Below are 20,769 nucleotides of genomic sequence, written 5' to 3' on the forward strand. Positions count from 1 at the left end.
CATATTTTTTTGAGTGAGTTGTGAAGCATACTCGCTCGATTCCGCTTTCCGAATATCAATGTCCATTAAACTTCCTTTTAATTGTTATTGGTCTGCTAACTGTATCTTCCTTAACAAGTTAGCTAACTGCGCTTGCTCTTGGTTGCTAAGTACGCTGAGCATGTTGTCCATGTTGGCAACATGCGCATTCAATGCTGTGTCTATCAACTCGACTCCCTTTTTAGTCAGAGTTACTTTACAGCTACGTCGGTCTTTCTCGCTAGCAATGCGTTGGACAAATCCACTTTTCACCAAGTGTTCAATACGCATGCTGACCGCCCCAGAGGAGAGCATAAGGGTATGATACAACTCTGTTGGGGTAACCGCTGTATTGCTGCGACGTATGGTGGCCAAAATATCAAACTCAATGCCGCTTAATTTATTTTCTTTAAAAACAGGATCTAACTTTTTCTTCCATGCGTCATTGGTTTGACGTAATCGCCCGATAATCCCCATTGCAGAGCAATCCAGATCGGGTCTAACAGTTAACCACTGTTCAAGGATTTTATCGACTTTGTCTGATGGCATTTTTATCTCTCAAATAAATATCTTTTCAAAAAGATACTTGATTTAAGGATCTTTTTCCATTACTTTTTAAATAGTATCTTTTTAAAAAGATACTTTCGTAAGAGATTGGCAACTATCAGTGAAGGTGAATGATGAATAGGATTCAACAAATTAAGACAATCGCGTTAACCGCAATTGCGCCCATCGTTTGGGGTAGTACTTATATAGTGACAACAGAAGCATTACCACCAGAAAGTCCACTTATCGCTTCAACCATCCGTGCGCTTCCCGCAGGGATATTACTGGTGCTAATTAGCCAGACAAAGCCTGCCGGGATGTGGTGGTTGCGTTTGGCTACGCTCGGTTTTTTAAACATAGGTTTATTCTTCTATTGTTTGTTTTTTGCGGCAACCTACCTACCGGGTGGCATGGCGTCGATGGTCATGTCTAGTCAGCCTGTGATTATCATGATCTTGAGTTGGTACTTGCTGGGCGCCAGTTTTTCTTCACAACAAATGATCGCCTGTGGATTCGGTATCTTTGGAGTGAGCCTGCTGGTGCTAAATAGCTCTGCGGAACTAAATGTCGAAGGTGTGTTGATTGCCATTCTTGGCACCTTAAGCATGGGGTTAGGTGTCGTGCTGACAAAAAAATGGGGGCGTCCAAAGGGGATGACAATGCTTGGATTTACCGGTTGGCAGTTATTATTTGGCGGTATAATTCTGTTACCTGTTTCACTTTGGGTGGAAGGTATTCCAACCGAACTGACGGCAACAAACTACTTTGGTTATGGGTATTTGAGTCTTATTGGTAGCATTTTAGGTTACTTTCTCTGGTTTCGTGGTATCGAAAAACTACCACCCGTGTCGGTTTCTTTTATCGGCTTTTTAAGCAGTGTTTCGGCCTGTTTCCTTGGTTATCTTATCCTAGATCAAACGCTGACTTGGCCTCAATTTATAGGCGCTTCAGCCATTTTGTTTTCAATCGCGCTGGCTGCGCCTCGGCCATCCGCACAAACTAATCATTTAGCACAATTTCAAAGTGTAAAACGGAGTTAATATGAAGCTTACTATAGTATCTGGAAGTCAAAGAGCGAATTCTCAAAGCCTGAATGTTGCCTATTACCTACAAACATTGGCTGACCGCCATTTTGACAAGGTAACGGTTCTCGATTTACATCAACTGGATCTGCCATTTTGGAATGAGGGAGTATGGCAAGGCGATGAGGAGTGGAAACCATGGGAATCTATTGCGCAAACGCTCAAGCAATCGGACGCGTTCATTTTTATTACTCCTGAATGGCATGGAATGGCAACGCCTGCATTAAAGAATTTTTTGATGCTAGCCACTGACGAGGAATTAGCTCACAAGGCAGCGCTGCTGGTGGGCGTTTCTTCAACTGTTAATGGTGTTTACCCGATTAGTGAATTACGAATGACGGGTAACAAAAACAACCATGTGTGTTTTCTGCCTGATCATCTGATATTTCGGCACTGCGATGATGCTCTGATATCTGAGCATGAATGTACTGACCAGAGTTTACATGACCGCAGCGAGTATACAATGGCATTGCTTGCCGCTTATGCTAATGCGCTTGCTCCTGTGCACCGCGATATGGTCAATGCTGGTAAACCGTTCCGCTATGGCATGTAGCCTAATATCTCGTGTAATAAGGCGTTGATTGTTGCTAGTCAACGTCTCTTTGCTTAATTATCTGTTATAGCTCTATACAAAAAAGAAAATTGACTTAGTCAGTAAGCAAATTGATTTGGAACGTAAATTCCTCAATGCGCTCGGCGCTATTACTCTTGAAGAACGGTTTGCACATGATTTTATATCGGATTAGGTGGGTATGTAATAGGGCGTTCGGCCGAAAAAGCTATTCCGTCTATTGCGAAGGCATTAGGGAATAAATAAACGTAGACCTCAAAATGTTATATATTCCAGCGCTAACATAGTTAATCAGGTATCACATTGATCGCCAGCTTTCTTGCCGTGTGTCTTCAGAATCACTTCTATAGGCGAGTTTTAGCCTCGCTTTTCCCCGGTACTACGTTACTTCTCTGCATGTAACTCATCATTTTATCGTTTTTTATTAATGTTTTACGGGAAATGGTCGATACGCTGCATTGTGTCATTGATGGATTATTTAGAATATTCTCGTTATTAGGAAGCGATAAATAGAGAATGAAGGATGTAGAGAAGAGTATGAGGTTAATTTAAAGCATATTCTAAGTTTGTTTGACACTACTGCGGTTAATTTTTATGGATGCAAATTATCTCAGCAGTTAATCTCTGATCTATCTAATTGTGGAATAAAAACAATGATAAAAAATTTAGGATTCAAAAGACTCATCATATTGTCGGTAGTTATCTTACTGACCGCTATTTTACTTGTTTCAAATATAATTTCTTACAATATAATTAAATCTAAAACCATTGAAGATGTGAACCTGCTGTCGAGTTCAATCGTAAGCTACGAAGCTAAAAAAATTGAAGATTGGTTTACGACAAAAACGGATGCGCTTAATGCGATCACTCAAAAATACCAGTCGAATGGCCTAGGTGATGATTACGTCACAATCGCGCGACTCATAAAAGAAACCAGTGGTTTTGCGAGCGTATTTTTCGCATTTGACGATGGCGTCACGTATTCTACAGCTCAAAATTCAGACTGGGTTAATGGCGTTGCGATTATAGAACGTTACGATGCGCGTAAACGCCCTTGGTATACCAAAGGTAAGAACACAGCAACACTAGATGTAACGGATGTTTATAACGCTAGGAGTACCGGTCTTCCGGTTATTTCAGTCGTGCGTAATATTGGTAATGGTGTGCTGTTAGGTAATATTGGTTTAGAAATTCTTGAAAAAACCGTTAAAAATGTTAATTACCCTGGTTCTGTGACTGCAATTATGGATGGCGATGGTAATGCATTAGCATCCAATTCACTCACATTGAAAACGGGTGTTAATTTTTCAGATATCGGCATGGGTAATGTTAAATCCGGTATGTTAAGTGAAAGTGCACATACTACAACTTATACTTTAGATGGTGTCGATAAGTTAGCCTTTACGCAAGAAATTACACTCGTCAATGGAAAACGATGGTACTTATTTATTGGTGTTGATAAGTCTGTAGCTTATGCAGAAGTTGATGAGGCGTTAGAAAGTGCTATTGTGGTCTCTGCTATCATGCTCGCAGTAGGCTTATTCTTGACTATTACGATATTGAACATTGTCTACCGTCCGATTGTATCACTGAAAGAAGTTGTCATGGATTTATCTAAAGGTAATGGTGATCTAACGCGTCGCTTACCGGTTGAAAGTAACGATGACTTAGGTGATATTTCGGCAGGTATTAATGCTTTCATTACGAACCTGCAAACCTTGATGCTAGAGATCGATAACTCTTCACAACATATTTCCGAAAGTGTTGGGAAACTAGAAGAGCAAACGAGGAACAATAATCAAGTATTGGATGCTCACTCAATTGAAACAGACCAAATTGCAGCTGCAGTAGAAGAAATGAGCGCAACAGCAAATGATGTTGCCAGTAATGCTGAGGAAGCGTCACAATTTACAGATGCAATGAATAAGCAGGTAAGTACGTCGAAAGTGACGGTTACTTCGACTACATCAACCGTATCTAAGCTGGTTGAAGATGTAGAAAGTTCATCAAAAAGTATCCAAGAGATTGAGAAAGATACGCAAGCTATCACTAAAGTACTTAATGTGATTGGTGAGATTGCTGAACAAACAAATCTACTGGCGCTTAACGCGGCAATTGAAGCTGCGCGAGCGGGTGAACAAGGTCGTGGTTTTGCTGTTGTTGCTGATGAAGTTCGTGCGCTAGCGGCGAGAACGCAAGTGAGTACGGCTGAAATAAAAGAGACGCTGGATGCATTAACCGCGGGTTCAAGTTCTGCGATATTAGCGATGAATATGACACAAGAAACTTGCCAGCAGGCTGCTAAAAACACGTATACGGTCGCTGAAGATTTGGACCATATCGCGAGTTCTGTAACGAAAATTAATGATTTAAACACGCAAATTGCAACCGCGGCTGAGGAGCAAAGTAGTGTTTCTCATGAAGTGACTCGTAACATGACTGCGATCCGTGAAATGGCGCAAGAGCTAGCCATAAACGGTCAATCTACCGCTCAAGAATCGGTAAATGTTGCCGTCGCCAATGAGCAACTGAAATCAATTGTGGCTCAATTTAAACTGAGGTAATCTCGCTTAGCCTGATTTTTTTGAATGAAAAGCCATTAAGTATTCATGCTTAATGGCTTTTTTATTAACTTGGGTTTTTTAACCAATTACTATATACCCTTACATAGCCTTACATTACTTTACTTACGTCTAAGAATAACCTTATGGTAGATTGTCGATGTATAAATCTTGATCTAGATCAAGAAATATTTTTTATGGCTCGTAATCTAACGTGCCAAGCAAACCATAATTATGAGGTTAATAATGTCGATTACTTTCCAAGGAACACCTGTTTCAGTATCTGGTACTTTCCCACAAGTTGGCCAAGTTGCACCAAGCTTTACGCTTTGTGCTGCAGATCTGACTGAGTTAAGCCTTGATAGCCTAAAAGGACAGCAAGTTGTGTTGAACATTTTCCCAAGTGTTGACACGCCTGTATGTGCGATTAGCGTCCGTGCTTTTAACGAAAAAGCAGCGGGTATAGACAATGTAACTGTGCTTTGTATCTCTGCGGATCTACCGTTCGCAACAAGCCGTTTTTGTGGTGCAGAAGGTATTGAAGGTGTTAAAACTGCTTCTTTCTTCCGTTCACCAACGTTCACAGAAGACTATGGTGTTAACTTAAATGAAGGCGCACTTGCTGGTCTTGCAACACGTGCTGTTATCGTTTTAAATGAAGACGGTAAGGTTGTTCACAGTGAATTAGTATCTGAAATCACAGATGAAGTAAACTACGATGCAGCTATTGCTGCTTTAGGATAATACGATGAAAAAAATAGTAATATTATTATCTGCTTTACTTTCAACTAGTGTATTTGCACAATTTGAAACGACAAAAGAAAGTGCAAGTTTTGGTACTGGTCAAATTGTAACACTTGAGCAAACCAACAAGTTTGACTTGACTGGTAATGCACTAAAAGTGGGTGACTTTATGCCATCTGTTGTACTTATGACGTCTGGCTTAAAGTCGTACGATACGAGTGCAGAAAGCAAAAAAATCAAAGTATACAGTATTTTGACATCAGTTGACACGCCAGTATGTGTGCAGCAAGCCGTTGACTTATCAAGTTATGTTAACTCAAATGATAATTTGAAAGGCATTGAATTCTACGCACTTAGCGCAGATACACCTTTTGCTCAACAACGCTTTATCAAGGAACATAACCTTGATGGTGTGACTTACTTATCAGATTCTTTAGATCATTCATTTGGTCTAAAAACGGGTTCATTGATCAAACAACTTGGTTTGTTAGCTCGTAGCATTATCGTAACAGATGAGAACAATCAGATTATTTATCTTCAGCGCGTACCTGAGCTGACGACAATTCCTGATTTAGACGCTGCAGTTAAGGTTGCGCAAAGCCGTCTATAAAATAAACCCTGTTTATTTGATAGCGCCTTTAATTTAGCCTCCTCATTGGAGGCTTTTTTGTATCTAAGGTTCTCGTTAGCAAACAAATGGATTTGGAACAAAACGCCTCAATGTACTTGGCGTGGTAAACCGATTATCAACTTCTGATGTAACCAAAACAACCAACGACACTTGCCTATGAGCTGTTTCATGACCGGAATCAGTATTATGGTCATGATAGCTTGTTTTTAGACGCGCTAGGCATAGATGAAAATGGGACATGTGATGTAATATGTTAACATCGCATATACTGCTAAGTGGTATAATTGACCTAAGCTTAAGTGTTGAGTAAGCTGGAATCCTTGCTTGGTGGTGCAGGTAGGATTACTATAGGACGGTTAGCTGTTATTTAATCAGCCGCTAACAGAGCTGACTACGTTTATAGACATAGTATAAAAACAATATAGAAAGATTATAATTGCGTGGTTACAACTACCTGTATCATGACAGCGTTGTACATAATTAGGAAATAGACATGTTTTTGCTAAATAACATACATAATAAAAATTACAAAAAATGCTACCCAACAGAATCAGATGTCATATTTGATATCTCGGAAAAGCAATTAGGGAATGTTAAAAATGCTGCTTGGAAAGAGCTTCGAGAAGGAAGTATCGTTTGTGTAGTCACAAGCACAAGAAAGGTAAGTACTTTTTGCAAAGTGACTGCGATTAAAGGCCTTGGAGACAATGATCCGGATTGTGGCGAAACATTTCTTTTATTTGGTGTCGTAATCGCAAAACTAATGCCTGAAAGTAATATGGGCTTGCTGCTTAGTAAATTCAGTGTGAAGCATCAATATCTTACTAATAGTAAATTTAGCATTGGTTCTAATGTTGTTGAATTGGGCTCAGCGTTAGATACCTTGCAAGTAAAAACCAGACGCGGCCTTAAAAGCATTAGTGAGCTCAAAGAAATCGCATAATATACCCAAACTACTTCAAGTTGCTGATTGTGTATCTTGAAGTAGCTTGGGTATAAATCAGTCAAGCTCGACGCTCGTATCAGGGCGTTACTTGACCTGAGTCTCTAATCTATCATCATGTGTTACTCATATTGATATGTATTACGTTAGAGAATGACCCATGTTATTGGGTCATTCTCTATTGTCGTACACGGATTTTACTGAGCTGAATGGCGTGATGGGCATTATGATTTGTGCGGGCTGCATTGCTTTGGTTTTTTTGAAATAAGCCGTATTAGCTTAATTTAAAACGCGCAACTAACGCAGCGAGTGTCTCGTTTTCGTCGGTAAGACTCTGCACACTTATCTTTGTTTCTTGACCGTTTTGACTTAACACTTGCACCATCTCTTGGATGGTATGCATATTACGTGTTATTTCTTCAGTCACAGAGCTCTGTTCTTCAGACGCGGTTGCAATTTGCGTACTTAAATCATTAATTTCAACGATAGATCCTGTCATACTATCTAGGCTCTTGGTTACTAATGATGTGTGTTCTGCCACTTTCTGACAGCTTTCCGTCGTATTATTCATTGCGGTGACGGCAGAGCTGGCTCGAACAGTCAGGCTTTGCAACATATCATTAATTTTAGCGGTACTATCTTGGGTTAAGGCTGCTAAAGAACGCACTTCATCTGCCACAACGGCAAAACCACGTCCTTGTTCACCTGCTCTTGCCGCTTCAATTGCGGCATTCAATGCTAACAAATTCGTTTGATCCGCAATGCCACCAATGACTTCTAATACCGTTGCAATATTATTCGTACTTTCATTCATCGCATGGATACTTTTTGCCGTATCATCCATTTCAGTCACTAAAGACATGACACTATTTGATGCCTCGATAACCGTTACTTTAGATGCTTTCGCGTTATCATTTGCGACTTGTGTACTGGTTGCTGTTTGGAGTGCATTTTGGGCTACAATGTCTGCGGTTGTGCTCATCTCGGTAATAGCCGTTACTGCTAATTCTGTTTCTGCACTGTGATTATCCAGTGCTTGCGTATTACGCTCGGACTGTGAATGAATATCATGAATACCACGTGTAATATTTTTTGACGCGCCGGAAATCTCTAACATCATTGATTGTAAGTAACCAATAAAGTTATTCACAGAATGGCTAATATCAGCGACCTCATCATTCCCCTTAATGACTAATCTCGAAGTCAGATCCGCTTCGCCGGTCGATAAATTATCAATACTTAATTTCAGCACAAGTAATTCACGAATAATTCGGTTGATAATCCAAAGTGAAAGCACAATTGCAAGAATGAAAAGTATAGTCGCGAATTTAAAGTTATTTATTATTTCAGTATCGAAAATATCAGCTGTCGCGGTAGTCAAGCTATCTTCAATGGTTAAGATTTCACTCTCATAAGTACCTGTACCTAATGACCAGCCCCAATCAGGGAAGATGTTACGTACATACAGGATCTTATTTTCTACTTTATTCGTTTTTTCATTTTTAAATGCCGCAGACATAAAAATATCAGACTTATTTTGAAGACGATTTGCTGCATTAAGGGTAAAGTCCGCAGTAGTACCGATTAACTTCGCGTCTGGATGCATAAGGATTTTACCGTTTGCATCTTGAATCCAAAAGTAGCCATCTTTACCATACTGAGTAAGACCGACCGCATTCAATGCCATATCAATTTTGCTTTGTTTTAATCGGCTCGTATATTCACCTGTCGCAACAACAAGGTTTAGCGGTTCAAAATAGAAAGATGCTGACATTTTCTCTTCAACTTTTCCAGATGCAGGGTTTAGAAAATAATATTGGCTATAACCCACGGTTGATTTCTTAGCACTATTGATAATATCCCGAGCGTAGTAATTGCCTTTTTTATCTTGTGAGTTATAGCTCGACGTTCCAATAATGCGATGGTTTGCACCATTTGCCATGTATTCAGATGAATCCGCATCATAAGCAAAAATGTAACGTCCACCATTCCAACGATAGTTATCTATAAATGCATAGATATTTGCTTTTGCATCGTCGTCCGACGGGGAGTCTGTATACATACCTGTAATTGTCTTTTTGAATGTTAAGATCTCAGTGCGGAGTTCTTGCCTAATATTATTGGCGGAAGATGATTCATATAAACTGGCTAAAGAGAGGCTAAGGTTGTCGGTTTGACCTTGTAAGTTATTCTTTATTAAGCTTTCGACTTTCGTACGAATGTTAACTTTCTCTGCCTCTAGAACTGTCTTTTCAGTCATGAAAATACTGGTAATAAAGAATCCATTAACAAGTAATAGCATTACGCAAATTGTAAGTGTTAATTTAATTTTGATTGTTATTTTCATTAGACTCAATTTCGGGAAAGAGTGATTTAATATAAATCACTGAGATCACAGGAAAATAACATAGAAATTACATTTTTCAATATCTTTATTAAACTTTAATGAAACATATTGTAACAGTATGACTCACTAGTTTTTCCATCAGTAACAATTAAATAACCAGATTAGCTATACATATCAACATGAAAGCAGATATTAAGTCTTTAAATGCGCATATAAAATACGCAATTAACCTTTGTTAAATAGATATTTAATATTGTGCTGAATATTTGTTCATTTATATTTATAGCTTATTTTTCATTGAGTTTGTCGCTATTGGTCGCAATACACCACCAGTGGTAGGCTTACCAAAGGTGGTGTGCTGATTTGTCGGAATTGATTATTATTGTTGCGGTCTGTTAGTCAGTCGAAGGGTTTTACTTGGGTCCAGATAGACGCGAATAAACTGGTTCATGTCTGCAACTGAAATACTGTTGAATATCGCCGGTGCATTTTCAGTTGAGCCTAATGCATAGTTAAACAAATGGTCACGGTGTAACAGCCACTGTTTACTTGGTGATTCATTGAGTGAATAAGCCAGATCTTGCGCTATTATTTTCTTGTTTTCGTCCAGTTGTGCTTGTGTGATGCCGTTAGTCAGTAAATCATCAATGATGTCATCAACAACCTGTTGAGTTGTTTCGATATCTTCAACTTTAGTAATTAACTCAATCATCACTTCGGTAAACGCAAGGCCTGCAGCTTGGTCGCGAACCCTGACTGAAGGAGAATAAGTTAACGATAATTGCTCTCTGACGATCTTAGTCAGCGTTTGGCTAATCATAGCCTGCATTAATTCGGCCTGATAAACGGCTTTAATACTTTGGTTTGGAGTATTGGTGACAGTGTAAAACAGTACCTGGCCATTATTTTGCGGGTTCGTTGTTTCATCCAGATCAGCTGGCTTGGCGATTAACGATTGAGCAGGGTGGTCAAAGGTATTTTTTTCACCCTTGGGCAGCGTCGCAACGTATTGTAGTATAATCGGTTTTAACTGCGCAGTATCAAAGTCACCGACGATAGTTAGCTTATAGTCATTGGCGTTATTAAACAGTGTTTGATAAAGGGCTTCAATATCAGTCTGTTGTACCGCGGCTAATTCCTGCACCGAAATTTGTTCCTGCTGAGGATTATGAGGGAATAGAATTTCACCTGTTTTTATCCATGTTTCGGCTTCTGGTAACGCGAGGCTATTTTGTTGGTATTCAATGGTGCTTTTCTTTTCTAGGGAAAATTGATGATCATTTACTGTCGCGTTGGTCATACTGCTGTATAGCATTGAGAACAACAGCTCCAAGCTCTCAGGCTCATTAATCGAGTACATGTTGAAACCATGACTGTTGGCATCAATAATTGGCATAATGTCGATACGTTCTTGGTTAAATCTTTGCTGTATTGTTTGCGCTGATAGTCCTTCTAAACCGCTATTTAAATAACTATTAATCAACAGATAACTCGCAGCGCGCTGTTGCTTGGTAAATGCATTGGTACCGCCGGGGGCTGTGAACTTAATATGTATTGAGTTTTTAATGCTGTGATCTGGCTGTAAAACAACACTCACACCATTGCTTAATTGCCACTGGGTTAGCTGTTGTTCAGCATCATAACGTTCACTGCTAATTTGACTTGCTCCAGCACTATTTTTAACGATTGGTAAGGTTAACGTTTCAATGTTAATGACAATATTGTCAATCGGTTGATTAATGGTATTGGCAAATATTTTATCTGCCGCGAACAAATCAGGCTTGTCTGCTTGATAAGGCGTAGCGAAGGTCATCTTACGTGGGCTGTTGATAAGCTCATTGGCGAGCTGATTAAGCTCTTCAAGACTTACTGTGCTCAGTAATAACTGATAAGCCTGCTGTTCAATATCCAGTGTGAATTCAATATTCCCGGTTGACCAAGCAGCCATCGTCCCTTCAGCTAATTGCATCGCGTCTTGATTGATATAGCTATTGTTGAGCTGGGCTTGAGCTGATTTTATCTGCGCTAGTTGTAGGTAAAATTCAGCTTGGCTAAAACCGTATTGCTGGATGCGTGCTAGCTCTTGAGCAATAAATTTAACGGCCTGTTGGCTTTCATTTTTTTGATGACTCACTGCGATGTTCTCAACCGCTTTATCACCTAATAATGAATTATGGAAAATACCCACATAACGAAAGGGTTCCTCACGCTGATCGTTGGCTGCATTCAAACGGTAATTGAATAGCATGCTTAACATATCGAGCTTGAATGCTTGGCTGAGATCTAGGCTGTTGGTAATTTTAAATTCAGGGACTTCGAAGAACAGGTCTGTTTGTGAAAAATTAATCACTTTACTGCTATAAGCCTGAGTCTCGGTGTTTAATGCCGGGGGGGTTAAGACGGGTTGTTTCTGGTTATTTTTTGATTTATCTATTGTGGCAAACAACGCTGTGATTAATTGAGTCGTACTCTCACTATCCACATCACCGGTGATCAGTAATCTTGCATTATTCGGGCGATACCAATCTTTGTAAAAAGCGTTAACAGAAGCTACAGTACTGTTTTTAATGCTATCAATAGTGCCTATTGGTAAGCGATTTTCGTATTCACTGTCTTTTATGTAGTCATCGAACAGAGCATAATCATAAGACTTCTCTTGTTGTGTGCTCAGGTGATATTCATTTTCTACGATGCCTTTCTCTTTGTCTAATTCACTCTGTTCCAATTTTATATCGATTAAAATATCTCGGAGATACAACAGGGTATCGGCGAGTAATTGAGGATTAGATTTAGGGATAGAAAGTGTGTAAACCGTTTCATTGAAAGAGGTATAGGCATTAATATCATGACCTAATGTTAACCCAGACTTTTCGAATAGCTCAAAAATTTTCAGCTTTGGAAAGTTTTTGGTACCGTTAAAGGCCATGTGCTCAAGTAGATGCGCATAGCCAGATTGTTCATCTGTTTCACTTAACGACCCAGAGTTTATCATTAAGCGTAACTCAATTTTATCTGAGCTTTCTTGCTTAGCATGAATGGCATAAAAGAAACCATTATCAAACGTATTACTGCTTACCGTCGCAATGGCGTCAGTTTGGTGGGGATTACTAGCACAGCTAGACAGGGCGAATAGGGCAAAAGAAATCACTAATAATTTTCTAAAAAACATCATGGTCAAAATAACTCGTTAATAATTGATAGTAACAGAAGGTCATACAGCCTTGTTATGGACTTGGAACATTGCCACTGTAAAAATGGCTAAATTAAGACCATAGATGATAGATAAATGATGATATGGATTTGAATTATAAACATTTTTATAGCTGCGTCGGTATCTTATAAGAACAGACGGATAAGCAGTAGGAAATAGTGTGTCCGTCCCCAAATAGTGTGACTTATGTTTAACAATTACAATTGGTTACAAATCAATATAACTTAAATTCTACATTTGATGTTAGACGTATTCTTCAGACCAAATATGATGTATATCATGTCATTCAAGTTGTGATAAATTCACCAAAGCCATCGCTTAATATTACCGATATTAAAAAGAATAGGTTAATGGCAATGGCAATGGCTTAAGCTGAACTGAGGTTAGTGATCTGACAACAGGTCAGGATTATTCACTAAGTTTCTCACTCCATGTGCATAGTGTTCGTCAAAAACATTGCTTTTTAGCCACTTACCTACGCTATTTATACTCACCTTCATTATTTGTGGACGTACGCTCCAGCTAACTTGAAAAGGAGAGCCTATTTCGTTATAACTCGGTCCAGTTGTTGAACCAGCATACTGTACTGGAGTACCTGTATTACTTGGGATATTGACTGCTTGATTAACACCATTGGCCATACCGAGCTTAGTTAACTCAATAAAGTTGTTCGCTTCTGGATCGTTAACAAGTACGTAAACTTGAGTCTCGACTCTAAGTTGTGGGTTTTTATTTGTATCACTGAAACATGAGCCTAAAGTTGGACCCGGGCTCACTTGAGCAGTTGAATAGACATAGTGAGCTTCAATTGTATCGCCAGGGTATAAACTACCGTGCTTACTTGCACCGACTTCATATTTAAGTGGAGATAATTCTTGTTGGGTTAATATACCTGAGTATTTATAACCGCTTTGATAGCCTTGACCGTCTCCGTTACCTGCATATTGGGTAAATTCCCCGCCTTTATGCTCTGCATTTTTATGAAAATGGATATTACAGAGGTTCATTTTTGTGTATTCAGGAGCTTGTGAAAATACTTGTTTGTTTCGGCCTTGTATTAAGTCTATATCACGTGGTGACTGAGGACCGAAGCCTTTAGTCTGAGTATTGGCTGCTAAGGCTGATCTTTGTTCTTTTATTTGTTTATCTGAAACATGAGAAATAACCTCTTGCTCAGAAGCCGCACTTGTAAAAAATGGGGAAAATGCAGCTATGGTGCATAATACTAATGTCTTGTTATCCATGTTTATCCTTTTACTAAAAAAAAGTTAAAATATACAAAAAAAGTTTTCTGTGTAACGAAGAGTATTAATATATATATCAAAGAGGTTTCAAGATATCGGACAAGCTTGAATACTCAGTTCTAAAACGTATGTGCCAGCCCATTTGCCTACCAACACATACATAATGCTATCAATTCTACCTCCATCTGATCCCCCTTCTTGCATGTCAGTATTTTTTACACCTAATAAACAGATAACTATATGTCATTCTTAAAATACACATAAATAACAATAGGTTGCATATGTTGGAACGATACATGCTAAAAGTAGTTTAGTGCTGATTTATATTTCACATAATTCTCAAGCAATATTTTAGGAGAGCTGAATATGAAAATTAAAAAAATAGCGATTTTTTTACGGAACTCTATTGTTGTAGTCAGTTTGTGGGGCATGGCAGCCACTGCTATGGCAACTATTATTGATTTCGAAGATGTTGCTGTTACTCATAATACACACTTAATTGTTAACAGTTTTATAGCCAATGATTTCGTGCTTTCAAGAGATGGAAACGGCCATATTGATCTTGGTAATGATGAAGTGCTGTATACAAACAACGGCACACAGGTTGCTTTTGTGCATAATGGCTCTTTTACCATCAATGTGGATTCTATTTCCGGCGACACGTTTGAGATTTCCCAGTTTGACGGTGCGGAGTTTTGGAGAGACGGACAGGCAAATGCGAACGCAATAACACTTTCCGGTATTACTGATCTAGGGGTTAATGTCTCAGAAAATTTTGTGTTGGACGGTATTTTTGATGGGCGTAACGGCGTTGATGATTTTGAGCTATTTACAGTCTCTAATGCCTTCCAAGATTTGGTTCATGCTGAATTTTCTGGCGGTGGAGCAGCCTTCTCTATTGATAACATCATCGGTTATACAGCAAGCGAAGAAGTCCCTGAGCCATCTACCTTGCTTATTTTGGGTGTTGGCATCGCGTTTTTTGCAGCAGGGCGTAGAAAAGTGCGCATAACGGATTAACTGATTTTTATTTATCTATTTCAGTTAAGTTAAGTTCTGGTTATGCTTGTTACATACAATATGTTAGATAGAGTTCTAATCAATACATTTAGATAGTTTCACTTAGCAATCGATGCATAACGGCCAGGTGTAATACCACACGCAGATTTAAACAGTCGACTAAAATGTGCTTGATCAGAAAACCCTGTTTCAAAAGCAACTTCCACAATAGGTTTATTCTGTTGGATCAATTGACGTGCAGCATCTAAACGACGATTGACTGAATATCTATATGGACTGGTTCCCAGCACTTTGCGAAACTGCCGAGATAAGTCATAGCGAGTTAAACCTGTGACTTTCTCCAATTCAGTAGAGTGCACAATTCGATTATTAGCATGGTATAAATATTCACGAGCTCTATCAACTGCTTGATAATTAATTGTGTACTTTCTATTTAATTTATTGCAATCGGGATCTCCAGCAATCAAACCGTTTGCCAAGTGCAAGATTATTTCATCTCTGGCCAAGGTTTCCTTTGCCTTTTCTGAGCACATTGATACAAGTTGAATAGCATGAGCCAGCACTTTATTTTCTGATACAGATTCCCTAACAAATGGTAACGGGCAGGGGCGGCCGACGATCACTCTAACTGCGTCAGAGATACAGGCCGGATCAACGTATAACATTCTATATCCAAAGCCTTCATCGGAGCCAGCGCGACCATTGTGCAACTCATCCGGATGTAAGACCATCACTTTGCCTGGAGTGCTTGTTCGTTTTGCGCCTCGATAGTCATATGACTGAACCCCTTGATCCGTCAGCCCAATAGCATATGTATCGTGGCGATGCGTATCATATGCTGGACCTGCAAACCATGCCTGCAATATTTCCACCCCGTTAACAGGTTTGCTACTACGCATTTTATCTACCAACTTAGTTTTGCACAAACGTTCAAGACTATTTGGGGCAAACCGTTTTAAATCATGGCTCATGAATACACTCACATCGATATACATTCAAAAAAGGAAATATATTATGTCTGATCATTTGGCCTCCGACAATTATAAAGCAATCAATTTTAAAGAAAAGTTAAGTTTATTTAATGAGCTTTGGTCGCCAAAGGTAATTGCTGAAATGAATGATTACCAAATTAAAATAGTAAAAATAGAAGGTGACTTCGAATGGCATGAACATCAAAATACAGATGAGACGTTTATAGTGCTGGAGGGAAACCTTCGTATAGATTTTCGTGATGGACATGTCACTTTGAATAGTGGAGAAATGTATGTTGTCCCTAGAGGCGTCGAGCATAAACCATTTGCTGATGGTGAAGTGAAAATGTTATTAATTGAACCTCGTGGTGTTCTTAATACAGGAGATAATGAAGTTGACAGTCTTACTGCAACAAATGATATATGGATATAGACTCGCTATGTAGTGGTTCATTGAGTTTGGCTTCCAGATTGGAGGCTTTTTTGGTTTTGGGATAAATTCAGCGATATGCGGTCTATTGGTGAGAACACATGGCATTTTAAATGGGTTTTTAACAAAACCAACCGTACCCGATTAAATGTCCTATTAGAGTTCCATTAATGGCTCTTATTAACATATGGTATGTGCATATTTATAAGTTCAATCACGGTTTACCAAAAACAGCCTTTATTTCCTTTGCTATAAATTAAAATAATAATAGAATCAGTTGTATATTGGTCATTGTTAATTATTAACCGGACTTGAAAATAAATAACAGGAACGCACATTATCTTAGTGTCGATTTTAATATCCGATTGATGTGGGAATCGAGATGACCTGCTATACAAATGTTATATTCTAAAAGGGCTGTTCATGATAAACCTATTTAAAGTTACCTTGATCACAAATCTATTGGCTGCTTTAGTTGTATTCGTTCTCTTTAAGTATGTCGATGCTTTTGCTTCAACAAGTCTTATAGATTACCTGCATTTTTAGGTTCTATCTTGTTGCTGTTGTGATCTTAGCGATACTATTTAAAGTATATATCACAATCATCTTGAGCTGGATCTTTTCGTCCACGGTAAGAATCAAGAACAGATCGTTCATGGTTAGAATCAAGAGCAGAAAATATGGAATTATTTCTGTTCTCAGATTCACACCAATATTTAGCATATTCATCAGGTTTCGATGGGTCGTATTCATGGTAGGCGCATGATGCCAGCAAAGTCGTTAATAGAGATATAACTAGAATTTTTTGTATACTGCCCATTAAAGTCCAACCTAAATTTATTCAAAATGTTGCATTTACTTTACAGTCGCGTTGCCATTTGTAAAGAGTGCGTGCGTAAGTGTGTGTAAGATTTGTTGTTCAATCATTCATAAAACTGTCCTGACAGCAGGTCACGATTATTCACTAAGTTTCTCACTCCATGTGCATAGTGTTCGTCAAAACATTGTTTTCTGTGTGATGAGGAGTATTTATATATATCAAAGAGATTTCAAGATATATAACAAGCTTAACTAAGGTTTTGTGAGGTGTTGGTTGATGTTATTTTCAATTGTCTCAATATCGTACAGTTGTTAAATGATAGTTTGTGATCCTTGTTGCACCATCATGATTTTTAATAGATTTTTAATAAATTTCAAGGGTGCTCTTGTGGTATTTGTTTTAATGTCTTTTTACAATGTATTTTTACTTAGTTAATTAGTCGTAGGCCTATCATATGAAAAAAATATCACTTCTTGCTGCCACAGTATTATTAACAGCATGTGGAGGAGGAGACTCAGCTGACCCAACTCCAACTCCAACTCCTGCTCCTGCTCCTGTTCCTGTTCCTGCTCCTGTTCCTGCTCCTGTTCCTGCTCCAACTCCAACTTTAATAAGTGCGGTTACATATGATTTCAATAAACCGTTTAATACCGTATTCCCTACTGAGTTTAAAATAGCTAAGGATGCTGGTTATGACTACTTCATACAGCTTCCACTTACTAGTAACAAGAGTAAAGCTATAACTATCTTGGCAACAAATGAAAGTGATGAAGATCTTCGTTATGCTATAGGTATTCTTATTTCTTTCTTGACAGAAACTGGAGAGAATACTGAATTGACAAAGCAGGCTGTAGCAGAATCAATAGCTGATAGAGGCGCTGCTCTAAATCTTGCTGCAACGGAAGGTAAAATAGGGGATTTAACTCAGAAAATTATTGATGAGTTAAAAGCAACTGGCGATCCTAGACTATCGGGTCTTGATGAAGATTCTTACATACCAATACTTGTAGGAAACTCGGATTTGTTACAAAAGTATGATTGGATTGTACGAGCTCAATCTCTTGGCTACGACGAAACTATTTATCCAGGTGAAGCCCCATTTTTTACTGGATATGGAAAAGGTCAGGTTAGAGATGCGTCAGTAGAAGAAATCCTACATTTTGTTCAAGCCCACGGCATTTCGCCTCTAACTTCTGATGGTAATTATGGCGGATTACAAAAACGCATAATTGATCATGCTTTGTCTATTTATAAGGATTGGAAATTTAATCCAATAACAGGGCTATATATTTATGATGATAAGGATGCTTCGAACGATTATATAAATAAAAGCTCCATTTGGAGTCCTGAGGGGAATGGAGCAACTAATGATCAAAAGCGTAAGGCTCAGTGGGATGATGACTGGGGTGGGGATGATATACCTAAAAATATACCTAGTGAGCATGTTATGGGGCAAACTTTTTCTCATGAATATTTTGCTGCTGTTGCAGATGCTTACTATGGTATGTATGAAGGCTTTAGAGATGAGTATGAAGGGATGGATAATTACCGATATATTACTCGTGAAACATTACCTTCAGATACGAGTGGTTTCGTTTTTGCAAATGAATTTTTGCCAAAGTTCCATGAGTTTACAGTGCGCTTAGACAGTGTTGGCATTAATAAAAACCTCAGTACAAGTGAGTTTAAACTTGTTCGTTCTGATGATGCGAATGAAAAGTACACATTTAAATCACAATATTTTAAGAATGTTAAAATCGTAGGCAATGAAGCATTGAATATTTTAGGTAATGCGCAAGACAATCAAATCGAAGGTAACAGTGCCGATAATGTAATCGACGGTGGTCAGGGTAATGATACGTATAAGGTTTCAGGGGTGTCAGGGAATTACATGACCAATACATCAAGTTCTGGTCATACGACCATTTCAGGAAGTGATATTGGTAGTGATGAATTAATTAATATTGAAAATATTCTTTTTAGCGATAAAAATATAAAGATATAAGTTTAATATCAAGTAGTTCACCAATAATAGGTCTTGTGATTGGCCTATTGTTGGGACTGTGTATGATTCTAGTATTAATGTATTCTCCAGAGCAAGCATCGTGTACCTCATATTATTATCATAAATACTGGAATATGAAACCCATCTGATTTTTCACTTTAGCTAAAATCTATTCAAATTCCAAAAAACGAAAAGGCGAGCATGATGATAAAATCAATGCTCGCCTTTGTTAGCTTAGGTATGTAGTTCTAGACCTACATACCTAATAACTAATTTATTCTTTACCGAATACGTTGTTTTCTTGCTCAAGTACGCGGATAAAGGTAGTACGTTTGCTTAGCTCTTTTAATGACGCTGCGCCAACGTAAGTACAAGTAGAACGAACGCCACCTAGGATATCAAAAATAGTATTTTCGATTGGACCACGGTAAGGTACTTCTACAGTTTTACCTTCTGAAGCACGGTATTTAGCAACACCACCTGCGTGTTTGTTCATCGCAGTGGTAGAGCTCATGCCATAGAATTTCTTTGTTTTCTTGCCATCAACTTCACACAGCTCGCCGCCGCTTTCGTCGTGACCAGCTAACATGCCGCCAAGCATTACGAAATCAGCACCGCCGCCGAATGCTTTAGCAACATCACCAGCGCAAGAACAACCACCGTCACCAACAACCATGCCACCAAGACCGTGTGCAGCATCTGCACATTCGATGATTGCAGAAAGTTGTGGGTAACCAACACCTGTTTTAACACGTGTTGTACATACTGAACCTGGGCCGATACCAACTTTGATGATATCTGCGCCAGACAGGATAAGTTCTTCTGTGATTTCACCAGTAACTACGTTACCAGCCATAATTGTTTTGGTAGGGTATGCTTTACGCACTTTACGTACGAATTCAATAAAAAACTCTGAGTAACCATTAGCTACATCGATACAGATAAACTGTAAACGCTCATCTAATGCTAGAACTTGTTGAAGTTTTTCGAAATCCGAATCTGATGTACCAGTTGATACAAAGATATGGTCAAAGATTTCTGGGTTTGCTTCTAGGAACTCTTTCCATTGGGCAACAGTATAATGCTTATGTACAGCTGTTAGCATCTTGTGCGCAGCAAGTTCTTTTGCCGCTTCAAATGTACCTACAGTATCCATGTTTGCAGCAATAACCGGTACACCTGTCCAAGTGTACTTGCTGTTAGGGAAAGTGAATGTACGCTCTAAGCTTACTTGTGAACGACTTCTTAAAGTCGAACGTTTTGGGCGGAAAAGTACATCTTTAAAACCTAGCTTCAATTCTTGTTCTATACGCATGACATCTATCTTCTGTTTGTCTGCACAGGCTCTTATTCTTGCGCTGTAAGATATTGCGGGCGCAAGGAAAACCCTAATTCAATGGGTTCATGGATGGTACTGTGCAAAAAATTATAAGGATTTTAGTTTAAGCGGTACAAGCGAATCGTGTGTGCGAGGAAGTCGCGTTTCATCAACGCGCCTATACGAATAGATATTAGTCCAAGGGTTGATATGTTGTAAAGGCTTTATTTTAGATAGGGGGGGGCGTAAGCGTTATTTCCTGACCCGTAAGTCAGTATTTATGCGGGTCTAGGCGGTGTTTAAAAAG

15 protein-coding genes are annotated in these 20,769 nt (G+C 38.8%); 9 read left to right on the forward strand and 6 right to left on the reverse strand.

All coding sequences use genetic code 11. The features are described from left to right. Positions 1-84: 84 nt before the first annotated feature. Positions 85-567 carry a MarR family winged helix-turn-helix transcriptional regulator gene (locus AKG98_RS15825; protein WP_067047970.1) on the reverse strand — a complete coding sequence of 161 codons (483 nt, stop codon included), beginning with the start codon at positions 565-567 and terminating at the stop codon, positions 85-87. A 128-nt stretch (positions 568-695) separates the two neighbouring features. Here AKG98_RS15825 and AKG98_RS15830 point away from each other — a divergent pair, with 128 nt between their 5' ends. From AKG98_RS15830 to AKG98_RS15855, 6 genes are all read left to right on the forward strand, one after another. Continuing rightward, complete coding sequence (locus tag AKG98_RS15830) at positions 696-1,604, forward strand: EamA family transporter (RefSeq protein WP_228140326.1); 909 nt, start codon at positions 696-698, stop codon at positions 1,602-1,604. A gap of 1 nt (position 1,605) precedes the next feature. Continuing rightward, on the forward strand, positions 1,606-2,199 hold the full coding sequence (locus AKG98_RS15835; RefSeq protein WP_067047992.1) for an NADPH-dependent FMN reductase: 594 nt from the start codon (positions 1,606-1,608) through the stop codon (positions 2,197-2,199). 671 nt (positions 2,200-2,870) lie between these two features. Then, positions 2,871-4,781, forward strand: coding sequence for a methyl-accepting chemotaxis protein (locus AKG98_RS15840; protein ID WP_067047994.1), 1,911 nt, complete (start codon positions 2,871-2,873; stop codon positions 4,779-4,781). Positions 4,782-5,021: 240 nt separating this feature from the next. Continuing rightward, positions 5,022-5,522: a thiol peroxidase gene (tpx, locus tag AKG98_RS15845; RefSeq protein WP_228140335.1), complete on the forward strand. Its 501-nt coding sequence runs from the start codon at positions 5,022-5,024 to the stop codon at positions 5,520-5,522. Between the two features lie 4 nt (positions 5,523-5,526). Next, the gene (locus AKG98_RS15850; RefSeq protein ID WP_067048000.1) at positions 5,527-6,132 is read left to right on the forward strand and encodes a peroxiredoxin; all 606 of its coding nucleotides are present in this window, start codon (positions 5,527-5,529) and stop codon (positions 6,130-6,132) included. A gap of 514 nt (positions 6,133-6,646) precedes the next feature. Beyond that, the gene (locus tag AKG98_RS15855) at positions 6,647-7,096 is read left to right on the forward strand and encodes a hypothetical protein (protein ID WP_067048003.1); all 450 of its coding nucleotides are present in this window, start codon (positions 6,647-6,649) and stop codon (positions 7,094-7,096) included. 274 nt (positions 7,097-7,370) lie between these two features. On the opposite strand, the gene AKG98_RS15860 is transcribed toward AKG98_RS15855, so the two are convergent. The 3 genes from AKG98_RS15860 to AKG98_RS15870 form a co-directional block, all read right to left on the reverse strand. Next, entirely contained in the window at positions 7,371-9,443 is a 2,073-nt protein-coding gene (locus AKG98_RS15860) for a methyl-accepting chemotaxis protein (protein WP_067048006.1), read from the reverse strand. Positions 9,444-9,822: 379 nt separating this feature from the next. Continuing rightward, positions 9,823-12,615: a pitrilysin family protein gene (locus AKG98_RS15865; protein WP_067048009.1), complete on the reverse strand. Its 2,793-nt coding sequence runs from the start codon at positions 12,613-12,615 to the stop codon at positions 9,823-9,825. 422 nt (positions 12,616-13,037) lie between these two features. Beyond that, a complete protein-coding gene (locus AKG98_RS15870) occupies positions 13,038-13,898 on the reverse strand; it encodes a delta-class carbonic anhydrase (RefSeq protein WP_067048013.1) in 861 nt (286 codons plus the stop codon). Positions 13,899-14,264: 366 nt separating this feature from the next. On the opposite strand from AKG98_RS15870, the gene AKG98_RS15875 reads away from it, so the two are divergent. Further along, complete coding sequence (locus AKG98_RS15875; RefSeq protein ID WP_067048015.1) at positions 14,265-14,918, forward strand: PEP-CTERM sorting domain-containing protein; 654 nt, start codon at positions 14,265-14,267, stop codon at positions 14,916-14,918. 98 nt (positions 14,919-15,016) lie between these two features. Here AKG98_RS15875 and AKG98_RS15880 read toward each other — a convergent pair whose 3' ends face one another. Next, positions 15,017-15,817, reverse strand: a complete 801-nt coding sequence (locus AKG98_RS15880) for an AraC family transcriptional regulator (RefSeq protein ID WP_067048260.1) — start codon at positions 15,815-15,817, stop codon at positions 15,017-15,019. 115 nt (positions 15,818-15,932) lie between these two features. On the opposite strand from AKG98_RS15880, the gene AKG98_RS15885 reads away from it, so the two are divergent. Both AKG98_RS15885 and AKG98_RS15895 read left to right on the forward strand, forming a co-directional pair. Further along, positions 15,933-16,322 carry a cupin domain-containing protein gene (locus tag AKG98_RS15885; protein WP_067048018.1) on the forward strand — a complete coding sequence of 130 codons (390 nt, stop codon included), beginning with the start codon at positions 15,933-15,935 and terminating at the stop codon, positions 16,320-16,322. A 1,271-nt stretch (positions 16,323-17,593) separates the two neighbouring features. After that, the gene (locus AKG98_RS15895) at positions 17,594-19,144 is read left to right on the forward strand and encodes a hypothetical protein (protein WP_067048024.1); all 1,551 of its coding nucleotides are present in this window, start codon (positions 17,594-17,596) and stop codon (positions 19,142-19,144) included. Positions 19,145-19,418: 274 nt separating this feature from the next. Here the strand turns inward: AKG98_RS15895 and AKG98_RS15900 are convergent, their stop codons facing one another. Then, the gene (locus AKG98_RS15900) at positions 19,419-20,459 is read right to left on the reverse strand and encodes a GMP reductase (protein ID WP_067048027.1); all 1,041 of its coding nucleotides are present in this window, start codon (positions 20,457-20,459) and stop codon (positions 19,419-19,421) included. Between the last annotated feature and the right edge of the window lie 310 nt (positions 20,460-20,769).

Source organism: Moritella sp. JT01, assembly GCF_001574435.1.
Lineage (GTDB): Bacteria > Pseudomonadota > Gammaproteobacteria > Enterobacterales > Moritellaceae > Moritella.

What these genes read in the sequence shown, in the direction of transcription:
- AKG98_RS15825 (WP_067047970.1), bottom strand. Translation starts at nt 567, where the DNA reads ATGCCATCAGACAAAGTCGATAAAATCCTTGAACAGTGGTTAACTGTT.
- AKG98_RS15830 (WP_228140326.1), top strand. Translation starts at nt 696, where the DNA reads ATGATGAATAGGATTCAACAAATTAAGACAATCGCGTTAACCGCAATT.
- AKG98_RS15835 (WP_067047992.1), top strand. Translation starts at nt 1,606, where the DNA reads ATGAAGCTTACTATAGTATCTGGAAGTCAAAGAGCGAATTCTCAAAGC.
- AKG98_RS15840 (WP_067047994.1), top strand. Translation starts at nt 2,871, where the DNA reads ATGATAAAAAATTTAGGATTCAAAAGACTCATCATATTGTCGGTAGTT.
- AKG98_RS15850 (WP_067048000.1), top strand. Translation starts at nt 5,527, where the DNA reads ATGAAAAAAATAGTAATATTATTATCTGCTTTACTTTCAACTAGTGTA.
- AKG98_RS15855 (WP_067048003.1), top strand. Translation starts at nt 6,647, where the DNA reads ATGTTTTTGCTAAATAACATACATAATAAAAATTACAAAAAATGCTAC.
- AKG98_RS15860 (WP_067048006.1), bottom strand. Translation starts at nt 9,443, where the DNA reads ATGAAAATAACAATCAAAATTAAATTAACACTTACAATTTGCGTAATG.
- AKG98_RS15865 (WP_067048009.1), bottom strand. Translation starts at nt 12,615, where the DNA reads ATGATGTTTTTTAGAAAATTATTAGTGATTTCTTTTGCCCTATTCGCC.
- AKG98_RS15870 (WP_067048013.1), bottom strand. Translation starts at nt 13,898, where the DNA reads ATGGATAACAAGACATTAGTATTATGCACCATAGCTGCATTTTCCCCA.
- AKG98_RS15875 (WP_067048015.1), top strand. Translation starts at nt 14,265, where the DNA reads ATGAAAATTAAAAAAATAGCGATTTTTTTACGGAACTCTATTGTTGTA.
- AKG98_RS15880 (WP_067048260.1), bottom strand. Translation starts at nt 15,817, where the DNA reads ATGCGTAGTAGCAAACCTGTTAACGGGGTGGAAATATTGCAGGCATGG.
- AKG98_RS15885 (WP_067048018.1), top strand. Translation starts at nt 15,933, where the DNA reads ATGTCTGATCATTTGGCCTCCGACAATTATAAAGCAATCAATTTTAAA.
- AKG98_RS15895 (WP_067048024.1), top strand. Translation starts at nt 17,594, where the DNA reads ATGAAAAAAATATCACTTCTTGCTGCCACAGTATTATTAACAGCATGT.
- AKG98_RS15900 (WP_067048027.1), bottom strand. Translation starts at nt 20,459, where the DNA reads ATGCGTATAGAACAAGAATTGAAGCTAGGTTTTAAAGATGTACTTTTC.